The organism is Curtobacterium sp. MCBA15_001 (assembly GCF_001864835.1).
GTDB lineage: Bacteria > Actinomycetota > Actinomycetes > Actinomycetales > Microbacteriaceae > Curtobacterium.
Window position 1 is genome coordinate 204,254 of record NZ_MJGI01000006.1, and the last position, 19,616, is coordinate 223,869.

At 70.8% G+C, this 19,616-nt stretch carries 17 protein-coding genes; all 17 read left to right on the plus strand.

Annotation, left to right across the window (positions count from 1 at the left end; all coding sequences use genetic code 11):
• The first annotated feature begins 5 nt into the window (after nucleotides 1-5).
• The 17 genes from BIU90_RS03665 to BIU90_RS18165 all read left to right on the plus strand — a co-directional run bounded on the left by BIU90_RS03665 (nucleotide 6) and on the right by BIU90_RS18165 (nucleotide 19,554).
• Entirely contained in the window at nucleotides 6-827 is an 822-nt protein-coding gene (locus tag BIU90_RS03665) for an SseB family protein (RefSeq protein WP_083403663.1), read from the plus strand.
• A gap of 94 nt (nucleotides 828-921) precedes the next feature.
• Entirely contained in the window at nucleotides 922-1,800 is an 879-nt protein-coding gene (locus BIU90_RS03670) for a ParA family protein (protein ID WP_071298864.1), read from the plus strand.
• Nucleotides 1,784-2,632, plus strand: coding sequence for a ScpA family protein (locus tag BIU90_RS03675; RefSeq protein ID WP_071298865.1), 849 nt, complete (start codon nucleotides 1,784-1,786; stop codon nucleotides 2,630-2,632). Before BIU90_RS03670 ends, BIU90_RS03675 begins: the two co-directional genes overlap by 17 nt.
• Complete coding sequence (scpB, locus tag BIU90_RS03680) at nucleotides 2,622-3,311, plus strand: SMC-Scp complex subunit ScpB (RefSeq protein WP_083403664.1); 690 nt, start codon at nucleotides 2,622-2,624, stop codon at nucleotides 3,309-3,311. The genes BIU90_RS03675 and scpB overlap by 11 nt, the downstream gene beginning before the upstream one ends.
• A gap of 1,255 nt (nucleotides 3,312-4,566) precedes the next feature.
• Nucleotides 4,567-5,382: a pseudouridine synthase gene (locus BIU90_RS18950; protein WP_071298917.1), complete on the plus strand. Its 816-nt coding sequence runs from the start codon at nucleotides 4,567-4,569 to the stop codon at nucleotides 5,380-5,382.
• Nucleotides 5,383-5,419: 37 nt separating this feature from the next.
• A complete protein-coding gene (locus tag BIU90_RS03690; protein ID WP_071298866.1) occupies nucleotides 5,420-6,532 on the plus strand; it encodes a prephenate dehydrogenase in 1,113 nt (370 codons plus the stop codon).
• A 152-nt stretch (nucleotides 6,533-6,684) separates the two neighbouring features.
• Nucleotides 6,685-7,380 carry a (d)CMP kinase gene (gene cmk / locus BIU90_RS03695; RefSeq protein ID WP_071298918.1) on the plus strand — a complete coding sequence of 232 codons (696 nt, stop codon included), beginning with the start codon at nucleotides 6,685-6,687 and terminating at the stop codon, nucleotides 7,378-7,380.
• Nucleotides 7,381-7,415: 35 nt separating this feature from the next.
• Nucleotides 7,416-8,942: a ribosome biogenesis GTPase Der gene (gene der, locus BIU90_RS03700; RefSeq protein WP_071298867.1), complete on the plus strand. Its 1,527-nt coding sequence runs from the start codon at nucleotides 7,416-7,418 to the stop codon at nucleotides 8,940-8,942.
• Between the two features lie 19 nt (nucleotides 8,943-8,961).
• On the plus strand, nucleotides 8,962-9,513 hold the full coding sequence (locus BIU90_RS03705) for a hypothetical protein (RefSeq protein WP_071298868.1): 552 nt from the start codon (nucleotides 8,962-8,964) through the stop codon (nucleotides 9,511-9,513).
• Between the two features lie 128 nt (nucleotides 9,514-9,641).
• On the plus strand, nucleotides 9,642-10,157 hold the full coding sequence (locus BIU90_RS03710) for a hypothetical protein (RefSeq protein WP_254786938.1): 516 nt from the start codon (nucleotides 9,642-9,644) through the stop codon (nucleotides 10,155-10,157).
• 72 nt (nucleotides 10,158-10,229) lie between these two features.
• Complete coding sequence (locus BIU90_RS03715) at nucleotides 10,230-11,105, plus strand: oxidoreductase (protein ID WP_071298869.1); 876 nt, start codon at nucleotides 10,230-10,232, stop codon at nucleotides 11,103-11,105.
• A 100-nt stretch (nucleotides 11,106-11,205) separates the two neighbouring features.
• A complete protein-coding gene (locus BIU90_RS03720; RefSeq protein WP_139195078.1) occupies nucleotides 11,206-15,756 on the plus strand; it encodes an FtsK/SpoIIIE domain-containing protein in 4,551 nt (1,516 codons plus the stop codon).
• Nucleotides 15,753-16,055, plus strand: coding sequence for a WXG100 family type VII secretion target (locus tag BIU90_RS03725; RefSeq protein WP_083403666.1), 303 nt, complete (start codon nucleotides 15,753-15,755; stop codon nucleotides 16,053-16,055). The genes BIU90_RS03720 and BIU90_RS03725 overlap by 4 nt, the downstream gene beginning before the upstream one ends.
• A gap of 50 nt (nucleotides 16,056-16,105) precedes the next feature.
• A complete protein-coding gene (locus tag BIU90_RS03730; protein WP_139195079.1) occupies nucleotides 16,106-16,669 on the plus strand; it encodes a hypothetical protein in 564 nt (187 codons plus the stop codon).
• A complete protein-coding gene (locus BIU90_RS03735) occupies nucleotides 16,666-17,508 on the plus strand; it encodes a hypothetical protein (protein ID WP_071298872.1) in 843 nt (280 codons plus the stop codon). Before BIU90_RS03730 ends, BIU90_RS03735 begins: the two co-directional genes overlap by 4 nt.
• Nucleotides 17,501-19,024 carry a hypothetical protein gene (locus tag BIU90_RS03740; RefSeq protein WP_071298873.1) on the plus strand — a complete coding sequence of 508 codons (1,524 nt, stop codon included), beginning with the start codon at nucleotides 17,501-17,503 and terminating at the stop codon, nucleotides 19,022-19,024. The genes BIU90_RS03735 and BIU90_RS03740 overlap by 8 nt, the downstream gene beginning before the upstream one ends.
• An 83-nt stretch (nucleotides 19,025-19,107) precedes the next feature.
• Nucleotides 19,108-19,554, plus strand: coding sequence for a hypothetical protein (locus BIU90_RS18165; RefSeq protein ID WP_139195080.1), 447 nt, complete (start codon nucleotides 19,108-19,110; stop codon nucleotides 19,552-19,554).
• Nucleotides 19,555-19,616: the final 62 nt, after the last annotated feature.

Here is a 19,616-nt window from a genome sequence, read left to right on the forward strand (position 1 = left end):
TCGCCGTGGCAGGCATCTCGAACGGGCTCGGCGGCGGTCCCACCGACCAGGACGGCACGACACCGCACGACCACCACGCGGCGGACTCGGCGGGCTTCCCGTGGGCCGGCCGGACGTTCGACAGTCACGACGACGCCTTCGCCGACGACGACGGCCTGGCCGACCCCGGCGTGCTCGCCGCGATCGCGGCCCTGCCCGACGGCGGCTCCCAGGCAGCGGTCGTCACGGCGCTCGGCACCGCACGGCTGCTGGTGCCCCTCGTCGCACAGGCCGGTGACCTCGGCGAGACGCCGGACGGGCGCGTGGTCGACAAGACGCAGGAGCTCTCGATCGTCACGGTGGCGGGCCCCGACGGTCGCACCGTGATGCCCGCGTTCACCTCGGTCGCCGCGATGCAGGCCTGGGACGCCACGGCACGGCCGATCCCGGTCGAGTCGCGCCGGGTCGCGATGGCCGCTGCCAGCGAGGACACCCAGCTCGTCGTGCTCGACCCGACCGCTCCGAGCGAGTTCGTCCTGCGCCGTCCCGCGGTGTGGGCGCTCGGACAGGACCTGGCGTGGACACCGTGCTTCGAGGACCCGGAGGTCGCAGCCGCGTTCGCCGACTCCGTGACGGGGGAGTCCGCCGTCGCGCGGGTCGAACTCGCACCGGGGGACCCGCTCGGACGGTTCGCCGGACCGGAGCTGACGGTCGGGCTCGTCCTGCACCCGGGTCTGGACCGCGAGCAGGTCGGCGCGCTGGTCGGTCGTCTGCAGGAACGGTGGACGGCTTCCGCCGTCATCGCGGAGCGCGTGGACAGCATGCGCGTCGCCCTGCGCGCCGCCTGACGAGCGGCCACACCGGACAGGAGGCCCGGTGCGGCTCCGACAGCGCGCGGCGGTGCGCCCCGGGCCGCGTCGGGCGCGCCGGTACGATGACGGGGTGAGCACCAACCCGACGACCCAGCCCGGCACCGGCGAGACCACGTACGGTCCGACCGGCCGGCCCGTGCGGGAGTTCCCCGTGCCCGAGGAACTCGACGGTCACGGCCCTGCCCGCATCATCGCCCTGTGCAACCAGAAGGGCGGCGTCGGCAAGACGACCACCGCGATCAACCTCGGCGCCGCGCTCGCCGAGTACGGCCGCAAGGTGCTGGCCGTCGACTTCGACCCGCAGGGCGCCCTGTCCGCTGGCCTCGGGGTGCGCACCCACGACATCCACACCGTCTACGACCTGCTCATGGGCGCCGTGAAGGACCCCAACCAGGTCATCCAGCCGACGAACACCCCTGGACTCGACGTCATCCCGGCCAACATCGACCTGTCCGCGGCCGAGGTGCACCTGGTCAACGAGGTCGCGCGCGAGCAGATCCTGGCCAGCGTGCTGCGCAAGGTCGCGAACGACTACGACGTCATCCTCGTCGACTGCCAGCCCTCGCTCGGCCTGCTCACCGTGAACGCGCTGACCGCCGCCCACGGGGTGCTCATCCCGCTCGAGTGCGAGTTCTTCGCGCTGCGCGGTGTGGCGCTGCTCATCGAGACCATCGACAAGGTGCGGGACCGCCTGAACCCGGCCCTGCAGCTCGACGGCATCCTGCCGACCATGTACGACTCGCGCACCCTGCACTCGCGCGAGGTCATGGAGCGCGTCGTGGACACCTTCGACGACCGCGTGCTCGACACCGTGATCGGCCGCACCGTGAAGTTCCCCGACGCCACTGTCTCCGCGCGCCCGATCACCCAGACCGCGCCCGAGCACGCAGCAGCGAAGGCCTACCGGCAGCTCGCCCGAGAGCTCGTCCAGCGTGGCGCCGTCGCCTGACCCCGTCGCCGACACACCGGCCGTCCCCGAGTCCCTGCCGGGCTTCCGGGTCCGCCTGACGAACTTCGACGGGCCGTTCGACCTGCTCCTGTCGCTCATCACGAAGCACGAGCTGGACATCACCGAGGTGGCGCTCGGTGTCGTCACGGGCGAGTTCATCGCGTACGTGCGCCAGGCCGAGTCCGCCGAGGAACTCGACGAGGCGAGCGAGTTCCTGGTCGTCGCCGCGACCCTGCTCGACCTCAAGATCGCCGGACTGCTGCCGCAGGGTGAACTCGTCGACGCCGAGGACGTGGCCCTCCTCGAGGCGCGGGACCTGCTCTTCGCGCGACTGCTGCAGTACCGCGCGTTCAAGCAGGCGGCGGACTGGTTCGGCGCGCGCTGGGGTGCCGAGTCCCGTCGGCACGTCCGGAGCGTCCGGCTCGAGGAACGCTTCCGTGCGCGGACACCCGAGCTCGTCTGGACCCTGTCGGTGCAGGACTTCGCAGCGCTCGCGGCGGTGGCGTTCGCGCCCCGGACGATCCCGACCGTTGGTCTCGACCACCTGCACGCCCCGCTCGTCAGCATCCGCGAGCAGGCCGCGGTGGTGGTGTCGATCCTCCGGACCCGTGCCGCGTCCGGCGAACCGGACGTGAGCTTCCGCGAGGTGATCGCCGGGGTCGACACGACGGGTATCGTGGTGGCTCGCTTCCTCGCCGTCCTCGAGCTCTACCGCACCGCGTCGATCGCCTTCGAGCAGGACGAGCCCCTCGGGGAGCTGACCCTCCGGTGGACCGCGGAACACTGGACCGACGAGAGCCTCGCCAACCTTGGAGCCGACTATGACGGATGACGTCCACGACGCGTCCAGTGCCGAGCCCGGGGGCGCGGACGAGATCGCCGAGGCGCGTGCCGTCGAGCAGGATCTCCGCGCGCACGCGGCGTCGGACGTCCCCGTGGACCTGCCCGTCGACCGGCAGCTCGAGGCCATCCTGATGATCGCCGACGAACCCCAGTCGCTCGTCGCCCTCGGCGCGGCCGTCGGTGCGCCGGTGCCGGTCGTCCGTCAGGCCGTCGAGCGACTCGTCGCGGACTTCGACGGCGTCGACGGCACCGTCCGCCGCGGCTTCGAACTCCGCGAGGTCGGCGGCGGCTGGCGCTTCTACGTGCGGCAGGACCTCGACGCCGTCGTCGAGCAGTTCGTCGAGGCGGAACGGCCGTCTCGGCTGTCCCAGGCGGCGCTCGAGACGCTCGCCGTGGTCGCCTACAAGCAGCCGATCACCCGCTCCCAGATCGCGTCGATCCGGGCCGTCAACGTCGACGGCGTGGTCCGCACCCTCGTCGCGCGCGGCCTGATCGAGGAGTCGTTCACCGACGCCGAGACCGGCGCGATCAACTACGTCACATCCGACCTGCTCCTGCAGCAGCTCGGCATCAACTCGCTCGACGAACTGCCGCTGATCTCCCCCCTGTTGGAGGACGGCGTCGACGGTTTCGGGCAGAACGAAGGGATCCCAGATGGCCGCGTATGAGGACGGACGACACGGCGGCGCCGGTCGCGGAGACGGCGGCCGGTCCGGCGGTGGCCGGGCGGGAGGCCCGGGTCGCCCCGGCGGGTCGGACCGCGGTGGGTACCGTGGCCGCGACGAGGGCCGTGGTCGCGACGACCGCGGCGGCGCACGTCGCGACGACCGTGGTGACGCCCGTGGTGACGCCCGCGGTGGCGACCGTGGTGGGTACGCCGGTCGGTCCGGTGGTGCGCCGCGTGACGACCGCGGTGGTGACCGTGGTGGGTACGCCGGTCGGTCCGGTGGTGCGCCCCGTGACGACCGAGGTGGCTTCCGTCGTGACGACCGGGCACCCCGTGACGACCGCGGCGGGTTCCGACGTGACGACCGTGCACCGGAGCGCGGCGGCTTCCGCCGTGACGACCGCAGCGAGGACCGCGGGTACGGCCGTCGTGACGCCGACCGTGGTGGCCCGCGGCGCGACGACCGCGGCGCTCCGCGTCGGGACGACCGGGCACCGCGCCGCGACGACGGTGGTTTCGTCCGTCGTGACGACCACGGTGCCGGACGCCGCGACGACCGCGGCTTCGTCCGCCACGACGGCGACCGCCGTGACGACCGCACCGGTGGCGACCGTGGTGCACCGCGCCGCGACGACCGTGGGTACGGACGTCGTGACGACCGCACCGGTGGCGGCGACCGCCGTGATGACCGTGCCGGTGGCGGCGACCGCCGTGACGACCGTGGGTTCGGCCGCCGTGACGACCGCACCGGTGGCGACCGTGGCGCACCGCGCCGCGACGACCGCGGGTACGGCCGCCGGGACGACGATCGTGGTGCACCGCGCCGTGACGACCGTGGTGGCGACCGTCGCGACGATCGCGGGTACGGCCGCCGCGAGGACGACCGGGGTGGCGCACGACGCGACGACCGCGGGTACGGCACCGGAGCCTCCCGTCCGGCGCCCCGTGACGACCGCCGTGACGACCGCGGTCCGCGTGACGGCGACCGGCGTCCGGCGCCGACCGGTGACCGTCGGGTCGACCGGCCGCGCTGGAGCAACGCCGAGCGCGACCAGCGCGACCGTCGTGCCCCGCGGCAGGACGACCGTCGCGGGCAGACCCCGGACGGCCAGGCCAGCCGGGTGTGGCACAACGGGCGACGTTACGTCGGCGGCACCGCGACCGTCCGCAACCGCGACCGTGGCACCACCCCGCGTCCCGAGGGGGAGCGCGACGCCAGCGGCACCCCGGTCGAGGGCACGCCGGAACGTCCGCTGATCCCGGAGTGGGACGCGGCCGAGGGCGCGACGGCGACGCCGGCCGAGCCCGACGGTGAGCGCCTGCAGAAGGTGATGGCGTCTGCGGGGGTGGCGTCACGGCGGGTGGCGGAGAACCTCATCGCCGAGGGCCGTGTGACGGTGAACGGCGAGGTGGTCGAGGCGCTCGGGCGTCGCGTCGACCCGGAGCACGACCAGATCTCAGTCGACGGCGTGCCGATCCAGGTCGACACCTCGCGGCGGTACGTGCTGCTCAACAAGCCGACGGGCGTGGTGTCGAGCATGCTCGACGAGCGGGGTCGTGCGGACCTGTCGCAGTTCGTCGAGAAGTTCGAGGAGCGCCTGTTCAACGTCGGGCGCCTGGACGCCGAGACGTCGGGGCTGCTGCTGCTGACGAACGACGGCGGGCTCGCCCACGTGCTCGCGCACCCGTCGTTCGGCGTCACCAAGACCTACATCGCGAAGGTCGCTGGGAACGTGAACCCCGCGACGGTGCAGCAGCTGCTCGACGGCGTCGACCTCGAGGACGGTCGGATCGCCGCGGACAAGGTGCGCCTGCTCGAGTCGTCACGAGGGGAGTCCCTCGTCGAGGTCACCCTGCACTCGGGGCGCAACCGCATCGTCCGCCGCATGCTCGAGGCGGTCGGCCACCCGGTCAACGAACTGGTGCGCCGCTCGTTCGGGCCGCTGCACCTCGGCAGCCTGCCGAGCGGTCGCACGCGTGAGCTCACGAGCGTGGAGCTCGGTCAGCTGCTCGGCATCGCCCGGAGCGCGGGGAAGCCGACCGGGGACCCGGACGCCGAGACGAGCGACTGATCCGCGGACGCCGGGTGTCGGTCGGTAGGCTGGCCGGGTGACCGACCAGCCCCAGCCCGACCAGGACCGTCGCGTCCGCGGACCCGTCCGCGTCGTCGGTGCCGGTCTCCTCGGCGCCTCGATCGGGCTCGCGCTGCGGCAGCGGGGCGTCGAGGTGATCCTGGACGACGTGTCGCCGGCGACCCTCGCGCTCGCCGTCGACTACGGCGCCGGGCGTCGTCCTGCCGAGGGCGACGCGCCGGAGCTCGTCGTCGTGGCGGTCCCGCCGGACGTGACCGCTCAGGTCGTCGAGCGTGAGCTGGCGACGTACCCGGACGCGATCGTCACCGACGTCGCGAGCGTGAAGTCCGCGCCGCTGGAACGCCTGCGTGCCGCCGGGGCCGACGTGTCGCGCTACATCGGCTCGCACCCGATGGCCGGGCGCGAGCGCAGCGGTCCCACCGCGGCGCGCGCGGACCTGTTCATCGGACGGCCCTGGGTGATCGCCGGGCACGACGCCATCACCTACCGTCGGGCCGCCGTGGTCGAGGACCTGGCGCTCGACCTCGAGGCGACGGTGATCCCGATGGACCCCGCGCTGCACGACGAGGCCGTCGCGGTGATGTCGCACGTGCCGCAGCTCGTCTCGACGCTCATGGCCTCGCGCCTGCAGGACGCGCCGGAGTCCGCCCTCGGGCTCGCCGGCGGCGGCGTGCGGGACGTCACGCGGGTGGCGGCGAGCGACCCGGGGCTCTGGGTGCAGATCATCGGCGCGAACGCCGCACGGATCCGCCCGGTGCTGCGCGACCTGCGCGACGAACTCTCCCGGGTCATCGATGCCCTCGAGGACCCGGACGCCCCGGGAGCGCCCCGCACGATCGCCGAGACCATGGCGTCCGGCAACCGTGGCGTCGAACGCCTGCCCGGCAAGCACGGCACCACCAAGCACTTCGCCCAGGTGGTCGTCCTGGTGGACGACCGACCCGGGCAGATCGCCGAACTGCTGACCCTGATGGGCGAGATCGGCATCAACCTCGAGGACCTGCGCCTCGAGCACTCACCCGGTGGACCGATCGGCATCGTCGAGGTGTCGGTCGTCCCCGAGCAGGAACAGCGGCTCGTCGACGAACTCGAGAGCCGCGGATGGAGGATCGCAGCAGCATGGGCGTGAACGAGGACCTGGACGAGACCGGCGTGACCGGCGGCCCGGACGGCCCCGACACCGGGCTGCCGTCGCCCGTCGACCAGCCCGGCCCCGCAGCCGGTCCGGGCGGCGGTGCCGACGGGCAGGGCGGTGGCGAGCCAGGGATGACCCGCGACCCGATGCCCGCCGGGCTGGCGGACGGTGCGTACGTCGCCAAGTTCGTCATCGCGGTCGACGGGCCCGCCGGCAGCGGCAAGTCCAGCGTCTCGCGGGCCGCGGCACGGGCACTCGGCTTCGGGTACCAGGACACCGGCGCCGCCTACCGGGCGCTCGCGTGGCACGCCCTGCAGCAGCAGGTCGACCTCGACGACGCTGCGGCGGTCCTGGCCAGCTGGGACACCTTCGACTACGAGATCGGCACGGACCCGGACGCGTACTTCGTCCGGGTGGCCGGCACCGACGTGACGGACGCGATCCGCACCCCCGACGTGACCGCGGCGGTGGCGCACATCGCCAAGCTCCCCGAGGTCCGAGCGCGCCTCGTGCAGCTCTTCCGGAACGTGATGCGCAAGACCGATGCGCAAGGGATCATCACCGAGGGACGGGACATCACGACCGTCGTCGCACCCGACGCCGAGGTCAGGATCCTCCTGACGGCCGACGAGCAGGTTAGGATGGCACGGCGTTCGGCGGAGGTCACGACCCAGTCGGCCGCCGAGACCTCGGCAGCACTCGCCCGACGAGACGCCGCCGACGCGAAGGTCGTCGACTTCATGAACGCCGCAGACGGCGTCACGACGCTCGACTCCACCGACCTCGACTTCGACCAGACCGTGCAAGCGGTCGTCGACCTGGCCCGTACGGCCGGACACTGACACGCGGCCAGGCGGCCGCCGGCAAGGAACCCACCATGGCGCAGCTGGACAACGGACCAGAGCACGACGACTTCCCGGAGTACGACGACTCCCTGGGTGAGCGCATCGCGAACCTCGACGAGTCCGAGGCGGAGCAGCGGGCCACCGCGCTGCGCGCCGGACTCGAGGACTACGACCTCGACGATGACGACGTCGCACTCCTCGACGCGGGGCAGCTCGGCGAGGACGGCGTCCTCATGCTGCCGGCGCTCCCGGTGCTGGCGATCGTCGGTCGCCCGAACGTCGGCAAGTCGGCGCTCGTGAACCGCATCCTCGGTCGGCGCGAAGCCGTCGTGCAGGACGTCCCCGGCGTCACGCGCGACCGTGTCAGCTACAAGGCCGAGTGGAACGACAAGCGGTTCACCCTCGTCGACACCGGCGGGTGGGAGCCGGACGCCAAGGGCATCAACGCCTCGGTGGCGCTGCAGGCCGAGGTCGCGATCGACCTCGCCGACGCGGTGCTGTTCGTCGTGGACGTCACGGTCGGCATCACCGCGACCGACGAGCACGTCGTCAAGATGCTGCGCGGCACCGACAAGCCCGTGATCGTCGTGGCGAACAAGTCCGACGACGAGCGCCGCGACCTCGAGGCGTACGCGCTGTGGAACCTGGGCCTCGGCGAGCCGCATCCGGTCTCGGCGCTGCACGGCCGTGGTGTCGCCGACCTGCTCGACCTCATCATCACCACGCTGCCGGACGTCTCCGCGGTCGCCAAGCAAGAGGTCGGCGGACCCCGTCGCGTCGCGATCCTCGGCCGCCCGAACGTCGGCAAGAGCTCGCTGCTCAACAAGGCCGCCGGTGAAGAGCGCGTCGTCGTGAACGAGCTCGCCGGCACCACGCGCGACCCGGTCGACGAGCAGATCGAACTCGGCGGGCGTGTCTGGCGCTTCGTCGACACCGCCGGCATCCGCAAGCGCGTGCACCTGCAGCAGGGCGCCGACTTCTACGCCTCGCTCCGGACCACCGCCGCGCTCGAGAAGGCCGAGGTCGCGGTCGTCGTCCTCGACGTCACCGAGCCCGTCTCCACGCAGGACCTCCGCATCATCGACCTGGTGCTCGAGTCGGGCCGTGCCCTCGTGCTGGCCTACAACAAGTGGGACCTGCTCGACGACGAGCGTCGCCGGTACCTGGAGCGCGAGATCGAACAGGACCTGGCGCACGTGGCCTGGGCGCCCCGCGTCAACATCTCCGCCCGGACCGGTCGTCACCTCGAGAAGCTCGTGCCGGCCCTCGAGACCGCACTCGAGTCGTGGGACACCCGCATCCCGACCGGCAAGGTCAACGCCTTCATCGCCGAGCTCGTGCAGGAACACCCGCACCCGGTCCGTGGTGGTCGTCAGCCGCGCATCCTGTTCGGCACGCAGGCTGCCAGCCAGCCGCCGACGTTCGTGCTCTTCACCAGCCAGTTCCTCGATCCGCAGTACCGCCGGTTCATCACCAGGCGCCTGCGCGAGGTCTGGGGCTTCGCGGGCACGCCGATCACCGTGAACATGCGCGTGCGCGAGCGCCGGAAGCGCACCTGATCGGGCGTACGCTCCGGGCATGGCACCAGCGTCGCGATCCGCGCGCGTCACGTGGATCGCGACGGGCGTGAGCATCGTGGCCGGCGTGGCCGCGGTCTCGGTGCTGCTGTCCGTCCCGGTGCCGACCGGCCGCACGACGCCCGAGCCACTGGTCCGGGCGACGCCGTCCGCCACGGCGACCCCGCTCGTCGACGAGCCCTGGTACCGCACGGGGCTGCCGGTCGACGGTGACGTCGTGTCGATCGGTGTGCGCACCGCGGGGCACGTCACCGTCGTCCGCACCGGGGACCGGTCGATCCGGGTCACCATCACCGACTTCTCGACCGACCTGACCACCGCCGACATCCGCGTACAGCTGACCGGCGGCGACGTCGTCGGACACGGGGTGCACACCGACTGGGTCCCCGATGGCGACCCGGTGGAGATCGGGACGATCGCCCACGGTGCGACCGGGACCGTGATCGACATGTCGATCCCGCAGATCCTGCCGCCCGAGGTGCACTCGTTGCTCATCCTCGACTGGAACACCAGCACGATCATGGGCGGGGCCGAGCTGCTGCCGTCGACCTGAGGCTCGGACCGCCTGATGCCGTGGACCGGACCGCCACCGGAGGCGCGGTGTGCGCCGGACGTGCACCGCGCCTCCAGGACGGCGGAGCGCGGTCCGCACCCGACGCGCGGATGCGGCACCATGGTCGGGTGACGTTCCCCGCCCTCGCCGACCGGGTCTGGTGCCGCCTGCGACTCGACCGGATTGCCGGCGGCCGTCAGGCCGACCACGTCATCCAGCGGGAGATGCTCGAGCACCCCGCCACCATCCGCTCCTTCCGCTGGATCCGGTGGCTGCTGGTGGCCGAGACCGTCGTCGGCCTCGCCGCGATCGTCGTCGCCGTCGTCCTGACCCGTGATGGGCAGACCGTGCCGTGGGCCGTGTGGTTCCGCGCGACCGTCGTGCTGCTCATCACGATGACGCTCTACCTCTTCGCCTGGCGCGCGCAGCTCGGCTACTCCTGGGCCTACCAACGGCTGCGGTTGTTCAGCCGGATCTTCCCGATCGTGACGCTCGTCGTCGCCGCGATCCCCGGGCTGTACCCGTTCTGGATGGTCATCGAGCAGATCCTCTTCTCGGTGCTCATGGTGGGCATCGGGGACGTCCTGACCTCGGACCACATGCGCACCACCTTCCCGAAGCCCCCGCGCTCGACCCGGTCGTAGGTCCTGGGTCTGGCGGACCCAGGGACGGACGGGTCCTGGCAGCGCCCACCCGGTCGGAGCATCGTGGAAGGCATGACGAACACCACGCTCCCCGGCGGCACCTTCCGCCTCGCCGACGACCTCGAGCTGACCCGGGTCGGGTACGGCGCGATGCAGCTCGCAGGACCCGGTGTGTTCGGGCCCCCGACCGACCGCGACGAAGCCGTCCGCGTCCTCCGCGAGGTCGTCGAACTCGGCATCACGCACATCGACACCTCGGACTTCTACGGGCCCCACGTCACGAACCAGGTCATCCGCGAGGCACTGCACCCGTACCCGGAGCAGCTGCGGATCGTGACGAAGGTCGGTGCACGACGTGACGAGCAGGGTGGCTGGCCGCACGCCCGCGAGCCGCACGAACTGGTCGAGCAGGTGCACGACAACCTGCGGAACCTCGGTCTCGAGCAGCTCGACGTCGTCAACCTGCGCATGGGCGGCTTCGACGCTCCAGAGCCGGGGTCGATCGCGCCGCAGTTCGAGGCACTCGCCGAGCTGCAGCAGCAGGGGCTCATCGCGCACCTGGGCCTGTCGACGGTGTCGGCCGAGCAGCTCGCCGAGGCACAGACCATCGCGCCGGTCGTCTGCGTGCAGAACCTGTACAACGTCGCTCGGCGTGAGGACGACACCCTCGTGGACCTCACCGCGGAGCAGGCGATCGCGTACGTGCCGTACTTCCCGCTCGGCGGGTTCTCGCCGCTGCAGTCCTCGGCGCTGGACGCCGTCGCGGCGCGGCTCGAGGTGTCGCGGCTGACGGTCGCGCTGTCGTGGCTGCTCCAGCGGTCGCCGAACATGCTGCTCATCCCGAGGACGTCGTCGGTCGCGCACCTGCGCGACAACGTCGCGTCGGCCGGCTTCGCGCTGCCGGCGGACGCCGTGGCGGAGCTGGACGCGATCGGGTCTGCCGCGTAGTCCCGAGGGGAGCGGCGGTCGGGAGGCTCGTGGCGGCGCCGCCACGGGCCTCCTGTCCGTCCTGGGGTGGCGTCCGCTACGGTGGTCGCGGGGGTGACGTGTGAAACTCAAGATGACCATCGGCGGCACGGCGGGGGGCGACCGTGACGTCGTCGTGACAGCGGACGTGACCGCGACGATCGGCAGTCTCGCGAACCGGTTGGCGACGGGCAGCCCGTCCGGGGACCACCCGCTCACGCTGCGCGTCCAGTTCCCGGACCGGCCGCAGGCCCGACTGCTCAACCCGTCGGCGACCGTCCACGAGTCCTCCCTGCGATCGGGGTGCCGCGTCGAGGTCGTGCCGGTGACCGAACGACGGCGGGGAGACGCCGTCGAGGACGCGCCCGCCGCGGTCGTGCAGGTGCTCTCGGGACCGGAGGCCGGGCACGAGTACACGCTGTCCCGGGGCGTGAACCTGATCGGACGGGACGCGATGGCGCAGGTGTACCTCGCCAGCGACGACGAGGTCTCCCGTCGGCACGCATCGGTGACGATCGGCGAGACGATCGAGGTCGTCGACCTCAACTCGGCGAACGGGGTCGCCGTCGACGGCCGACTCGTCGCCCGTGCGTTCGTCGACGCGAGCACCGTCGTGCAGGTCGGGGAGTCCCGACTGCGGATCGTGCCGCTCGCGTCGAGCGGGCTCCCCAGCTCGCCCGGGACGACCGACACGTCGTCGGAGTTCTCGCGGTCGCCGCGGGTGGACCCGGCGTACCGGGGGCGGTCGTTCACGCTGCCGGAGATCCCGGTCCCCGGTGAGAAGCCCCGGCTGCCGGTGATCGCGATCATCGCCCCGATCGTGCTCGGCGCCGTGCTGTTCCTCGTCACGAAGCAGCCCTACACGCTCGTCTTCATCGCGCTCTCCCCGGTCATCATGATCGGGACGTGGATCGACCAACGGGTGCAGGTCAAGCGACGGAAGCGTGACGAACGGCAGCGGTTCGAGGACTCGCTCGCGGACGCGCGCACACGACTCGCGGAGGAGCGCTCGCGCGAGGTCGACGCCCGCATCGCCGAGTCGCCGGCACCCGCCGTCGTGACTGCGGCGATGCGGACCCGGTCCGAGCTGCTCTGGACCCGCAAGCCCGAGCACACCACCTTCCTCGAGGTCCGGTTCGGCGCCGGGACCCAGCCGTCGCGCGCATCGATCACCATGCCGTCGAAGAACACCGGCAGCGTCGACGACTGGAACCGGGCGGAGGCGCTCGCTGAGGAGTACGCCATGGCCGGACCGGTACCGGTCATCGAGACGTTCGAGCGTGCCGGTGCGATCGGCGTCGCCGGCACCGGACTCGCCGCTGACGACGTGGCCCGGTCGCTGGTGGTGCAGCTCGTCGGTCTGCACAGTCCCGCCGACCTCGTCGTCACCGCCTTCGCGGGCGGCACCACGACGGAGCAGTGGGGCTGGTTGAAGTGGCTGCCGCACGTGGACTCGCCGTACAGTCCGCTGCGGTCGGGCGGTCTCGTCAGCGACTTCGCCGGCGCGTCGACCCTGCTCGCGGAACTCGAGGGCCTCGTCGCCACACGCCGTGACGCCGGAGCCGGCCGCGGCGAACAGGTGCGGTCGCGCCTCGACGAGGCACGCGCCCTCGACGAGGAACACGGCGAGTCCGTCGACCGCCTGCCCGCGGTCCCCGCGGTGCTCGTGGTCGTGACCGCCGAGGCCCCAGCCGACCGTGCGCGGCTCGTCGCGCTCGCCGAGGAAGGGGCGGACTACGGGGTGTTCGTGCTCTGGCTCGCTCCGTCGCAGCAGGCGCTGCCCGTGGTCTGCCGGACGTACATCGCCCTCGACCGCGCCACCGGCACGGCGACCGTCGGGTTCGTCCGGTCCGGCCAGTCCGTCGTGCTCGACGAGCTCGACCGCGTGGACGTCCTCGAGGCCGCGACCGTCGCCCGGGCCATCGCCCCCGTCCAGGACTCCGGCGCCCGCGTCCTCGACGAGACCGACCTGCCCCACAGCGTCGCGTTCGTCGACCTGTACGAAGGGGACCTCGCCGGGGACCCGGTCGCGGTCGTCAGCCGCTGGGCGAAGAACGACAGCATCACCGCCGACTGGGTGCCCGGTGCGGGTCGCGAAGCCGGTGGCATCCGCGCCGTGATCGGCCAGGGGCCGAGCGAACCGCTCGCGCTCGACCTCCGCGCCCAGGGCCCGCACGCGCTGGTCGGCGGGACCACCGGCTCCGGCAAGAGCGAGTTCCTGCAGACCTGGATCATGGGCATCGCGGCCGAGTACGCACCCGACCGCGTGACGTTCCTGCTCGTCGACTACAAGGGCGGCGCGGCCTTCGCCGAGTGCGTGGGGCTGCCGCACACCGTGGGACTCGTCACGGACCTCAACCCGCACCTGGTCCGCCGCGCGCTGACGTCGCTGCGTGCGGAGTTGCGGTACCGCGAGCACCTGCTCAACGAGTGCGGCGCGAAGGACCTCGTGACCCTCGAACAGCGCGGTGACCCGGCCGCTCCGCCTGCACTGGTGATCGTCATCGACGAGTTCGCTGCGCTGGCCTCGGAGATCCCCGAGTTCATCGACGGCGTCATCGACGTCGCCCAGCGTGGTCGGTCGCTCGGCCTGCACCTCGTCATGGCGACCCAGCGTCCGAGCGGCGTCATCAAGGACTCCCTGCGGGCGAACACGAACCTCCGCATCGCGCTGCGCGTCGCGGACGAGGTGGACAGCACCGACGTGCTCGGCGTGCCTGATGCTGCCTGGTTCGACCCCGGCACCCCCGGCCGCGCCGCCGCGAAGATCGGCCCCGGGCGCGTGCTCGACTTCCAGACGGCGTACCTCGGAGGCCGGTCGGACGACGTCGTCCACGAACCTGACGTCGACGTCCAGGACTTCCCGTTCGGCCCCGGCACGATGTGGCCGAGTGCGGCGCGTGCTCCGCGTGACAGCACCCATGCGAAGGACATCGAGCGGCTCGCCGGCACCATCGCCGCCGCGGCGGACCGCCGTGCGCTCGCCGTGCCACGCAAGCCGTGGCTCGACCAGCTCGCCGACACGGCCGACCTCGCGGAGCTCGCCGCGTCCGACGGATCGGCGCTCGTGATCGGGACGCTCGACGTCCCGGAGGACCAGCGCCAGTCCGCCTACGCGGTCGACCTCGACGTCGCCGGCAACGTCGCCGTGATCGGGACAGGAGGCTCGGGCAAGTCGACCGCGCTCCGTGCGATCGCAGTCGCCGCGTCGAGCGTCGCTGACCGGCACCCGGTGCGCGTGCACGCGCTCGACTTCGGTGGCGGCGCGCTCGCCATGTTGGAGGCCCTCCCCACCGTCGGCTCGGTCATCTCCGGACCCGACGACGAACGCATCACCCGTTTGCTGACGGACATCGAGACGACGATCGCCGACCGCTCAGCTCGATTCGCCGCCGCCCGCGCCGCGACGTTGCGTGAGTACCACGCCGTGACCGGCGTCGCCGAGCCCCGCATCCTGGTGCTCGTCGACGGCATGGGAGCCTTCCGGAACGAGTACGAGTTCCGCCCGGGCACGCTGCAGCTCTTCGACCAGGTGCTCGCGATCGCCTCCACGGGACGGGCGCTCGGCGTGCACCTCGTGATGTCCGCGGATCGCGTCGGCGCGTTCCCGACGAACCTGCAGGCCAACATCGGCGAACGCCTCGTCCTGCGACTGGCGAGCGACATCGAGTACAACGCCGCGGACGTCCCGTCGGACGTGTTGGTCGAAGCCGTGCCAGGTCGTGGCCTGGTCGGCGACCACGAGATGCAGGTCGCCGTCCCGAGCGGGAGCGCTGACCTCGTCGCACAGGCGTCGGCCGTGGAGGCGCTCGCCGTGGAGCTCACCGCCCGGGGCGTCCCGGAGACGCCGCAGGTCCGGCGGCTGCCCGTCGTGGTGCCAGCGGCGGGGCTGCCCTCGTCCGTCGACGGCCGGCCGACGATCGGGCTCGCCGACGACACCCTCGCTGCCGTCGGGATCCCCACCGACGGGCTCTTCGTGGTGACCGGACCGTTCGGCTCGGGGCGGAGCACGACCATGCGGACGCTCATCGGGTCCGTCACTGCGACGTTCCCCGACCGGCCAGCACACCTGGTCGTCGGACGCCGCAGCGCACTGCGCGACGCCGCGGACTGGGCTTCGGTCGCGAGCGACTCCGAGTCTGCCGATGCCCTCGCCGGACAGATGGCTTCTGCCCTGGAAGCCGGAGGGACCATCGACCCGCAGCCGTTCATCGTGATCGAGAACGTCGGTGACTTCGAGGGGCTGCCCGCCGAGTCACAGGTGGCCCGACTGATCAAGGCCGCGCGGCGTGCCGGGGTGTTCGTCCTGGCCGAAGCCGACACGATCACTGCCCCGAGCGCTTGGCAGCTCTTCGGCGAGCTCAAGACCGCCCGCGCCGGCATCGCCCTGCAGCCCGAGGAGACCGACGGACTGACGTTGTTCCGGACGGCGTTCCCGCGCTGCACGCGGTCGGACTTCCCGGTCGGGCGGGGCTTCATGGTCGACTCCGGGCGCGTCACCCGGGTGCAGGTCGCAGATTCGTCACAGGGTGGTTCACATCGCATGGGTGATGAAACCGTGGCCTCTGTTAGCGTGAGCAACATGGTCGCCGGAGGGGCTGGCGACCAGCACCAGCAAGGAATTGGGGAATGACCATGCCGAACATCAACGTGTCCTACCAGGAGCTCAACGGCAACGCCGATCGGCTGCTCGCTGGGCGTGACGAGATCAACGCGACGCTGTCGAAGCTGCAGGCGCAGATCGCCTCCCTGACGCAGGCGGGGTTCCAGACGGACCGCTCCTCGGGGGCGTACAACGACGCGTACCAGCGCTTCACCTCGGGGGCGCAGAACACCATCGGTGGTCTGAACGACCTCGCGCAGTTCCTGCGCACCACGGCCACCACACTGGGTGACGTCGACCAGCAGCTCGCGTCGAAGCTGGGTCGCTGACCCAGGCCATCGCGTGCGGCGCCTGATCGGTGCCGCTGCGGGGGTGACGCGTGTACGGGGAGATGTCGAACCTGCGGGCAAAGGCCCGCACGCTACGCGACGACGCGGCCGGCCTGCGGTCACGAGCTTCCGGGCTCGTGGCGCAGGCCGACGCGCTCTCGTCGTCGTCCAAGGCGGCCGATGCTGTCCGTCGGCGCGTCCACGAGTCCAGTGCCGAGCTCGGCAAGAAGGCCCAGCTGCTCGATGATGCAGCGGATGCACTCGAGATGCACGCGAAGGCCGTCGACGCCGTCAAGGCGAAGATCGCCGAGGCGGAGCGGATCGCGCGTGATCTGTGGAACCGGGCGTCCAGCCTGGTCGCCAACGTCGTGGACAGCGTCAAGGACGTCGCCAGTGGCGCCGTGAACGGCCTGATGAACGTCGTCGGAGCTGCGCTGTCCGGCAACCCGGACGAGATCCGGGTGTCCGTGCACGAGGTCAACGGACGAGCAGTCCCGAGCTCCCAGGTGTCGAGTGCCCGGGCGTTCATCGGTCAGGTGCCTGCACCACCGGCGGCGGGCTCGAAGGACTGGCTCGACGTGCGGGGAGCAGCCATGCGGAACGGTGTCGGATGAGTTCGGCGCCGAGTGTCGACGTCATCGAGTGGGCGCTGTCCCTCGGCGAGCTCCAGGCGGTGCGGGCGCACCTCCCGGGCCTCGTGCTGCCGTCGTTCGTGCCCGCAGGCGACGGTCGAGGTGATGTCGAGGCGCTCGTCTCGCGCGGCGTCCTCCAACACCGTCCCGCGCTGGACGCGGAGTCCTGGGCCGAGGACCTCGCTGCGCCGTTCCTGCTGTCGCTCGCACTGCAGAACACCGGGTCGATCGTCATCCAGGTCACGGCTTGGACGCCGACCAGCACGATCGCCCACTCGACGGTGATCCAGGCCTCCGCGGCGTCGCACCTCACCGTCCGGGCTGATGACACTGTTCGACTCCGGGGCACGACCCTCGACCAGATCTGGTCGACACTCGCGGGCCTCGTGCCTTCGGTCGTCGTGGACGACCCGGCGCGTGGGACAGCCACCGTCAGCACCGTCGCGTCCCAGGCGCTCGTCGACACGATCGGACAGCGGGACCCGCGCTTGCTCGACGCGGTCGTGCGCGAGCTGCACGTGCCGGTCGATGCCGTCGGTCTGTTCCGTGGACTCGCTGAACCGGTGCACTCCGGCTTCCGAGTGAAGGCCTTCACCGTCCAAGACGGCGCCGTGTTTGCCGGCAACTGGTTCGGCACTACTCGGGGATGGCTGCGGATGGGTGTCGGACTCGAGCCCGGAGCGCCTGGTGCCGAAGTCACACCGGAACTCATCACCGATGCCGGGACCGTCACGGTCACGGCGCAGACCGACGAGGACATCCGCACCGAGCTGCTGGGTCTCGTCGCAGGACTGATCAGGGACGGGGACCGGGATGTCTGAGGGACTGAAGGTCGACTTCGCGGAGATCGACCGCATGACGAACGGGTTGACCGAACTCAACACGTGGGCGCTGCCGCTCGTGCCGAAGGTCGGGGCGATCTCCGCCGACGGTGATCTCCTGGCTTCAGCGATCCTCTCGCCGGGCTCCGCCGTGGCGGCTGAATCCGCAGCGCTGACGGCATCGGTGCAGCTGGGGGTGACGGTCGCGTCGACCGAGGCGCTCGTGGTGGTCACGGCGTCGATCGTGAAGGTGTACCAGACGGCAGAGCTGGCGCTGGCTGTGGCGGCGACCACGATTCAGGTCACCGTGACGGCGGCCGCCGGACTCGTCGGACGCGTCGCGGTAGACGTGCTGCTCAGCGTGAAGACGGGAATCTACACCGTCGTTACGCTGGCCGCCGTCACGAAGGAAGCGGTGGACAGTGGGCTCGTCGCCGACGTCGCCAGCATCGCTGCTCATTCATTGAAGGACGCTTTCGACAGCGCGATGCGAGGTGATGCCTCTCTAGCCGACCGGTTCCAGCAATTCTCCTCGGACGCTGCAAAGAACTTCTCGACGAACTTCGCTGCGGCGTTACCAGGGCTCAGCCCGAAGATCGTGGCAGTGGAGCAGGAGTCGCTGGGTGATCTGCGGAAGCTGGGCGTCTACGACGACCTGCTGAGCACGCTCATCGCAGATGGGCAGCGGTTCGGATTCTTCGAGGACGGCAGGCCGAAGATCGTCACGGATGCCATTGAGCCGGACAAACTCACCGATCGTCGTGACACTGCTCTCGTCGCAAGTACCGTCCAAACAGGGCAGTCCTTCACTACAGACGCCGATGGCAACATCGTTCCTACAGATGTCGGCTCTCTGTTCGCGAGCTCGAGCCAGATTGACAATATAGGTCAGGACGATTTCGCGGATGTCCGCATCATCAAGAGCATCGACGTTGACGGCACCGTCCGCTACACCGTTCAGATCCCGAGCACCCAGAGCTGGGACCCCACAGCGGGAGCGACGCCGAATGACTTGACTTCAGACGCGATGGCGATGCGTTTTGGCAACAACAGCGCGCTCTCGAGAGGTGTGCTCGATGCGATGAAGCGGGCTGGCATCGAGGGTGAGCCGGTGATGATGACCGGCTTCAGCCTCGGTGGGATAACGGCTGGCGCGATCGCAGCAGATCCCCACGGATACAACATCCAGCAAGTAGTGACGGCTGGGTCGCCGATCGGGGCAATGGACATCCCGTCGACCACGCGCGTCACTTCGCTTGAGTCGGTTCAGGACCCCATCGCTGGTCTCGACGGCGTGGACAACCCTTCGTCCTGGTCGACCGTCCGAGGGGATGCTCCGACCAAGCTAGGGGAATCTGTCTCGCCAACGCTGGCGAGTGCGCACGACGCGAATCGCTACTCTGTGATGGCAAGTGGCAACCCTGCCGTCAACGATGATGGTTCCATCGTTCAGTTCCTCGGCGGATCTGCAAAGACCACAACCGTTACCGATTATCAGATCCGGAGGACCAATTGACCAATCGAAGTCAACGACTCGCAGGCATCGGCGCGGCGATTGTCATATTGGGATCACTCGGAGGGTGCAGTGCTATGCCTACAATGGATCCGACAGGGATCGACGCAACTGGGTCGGCGCAAAGCCAGGGGGGGCAGTCTCTCGATGCGGCGCGCCAACAACTTCAGACCATACCCGGGCTTTCGAACACGTCGGTCGATGTTGATGAGACCATTTCGGGGCTCAACAAGCATCATCAAGTTCTCGTTGCGGCCACGTTCGACGACTCTGCGAAGTTGCCAACCATGATCGACACACTGGCGCAAATCGGCTGGTCGGTAAACGAGCACGAGCCGGACACCGGCGTTTACGTCCGCTTGCGTCTATCACCCCAGCCGGTGATTGGCGAGGTTGCGAAAGCACACGGGTGGCCTGGGGCGGCTTACGCCACGTCAACAGACAGTTTGAAACAACTTGTACTTTTGCCCCAGGGTTCTCTGCGGGATCGGTTTGGTCAGTGGCCTGGCAGCGCGCCGGAGGCGACAGGGTGACAGGGTGACAGGTCGAGCTGCGTACAGCGAGCACATTTGCAGACGCGTCGTCATCCTTCGTG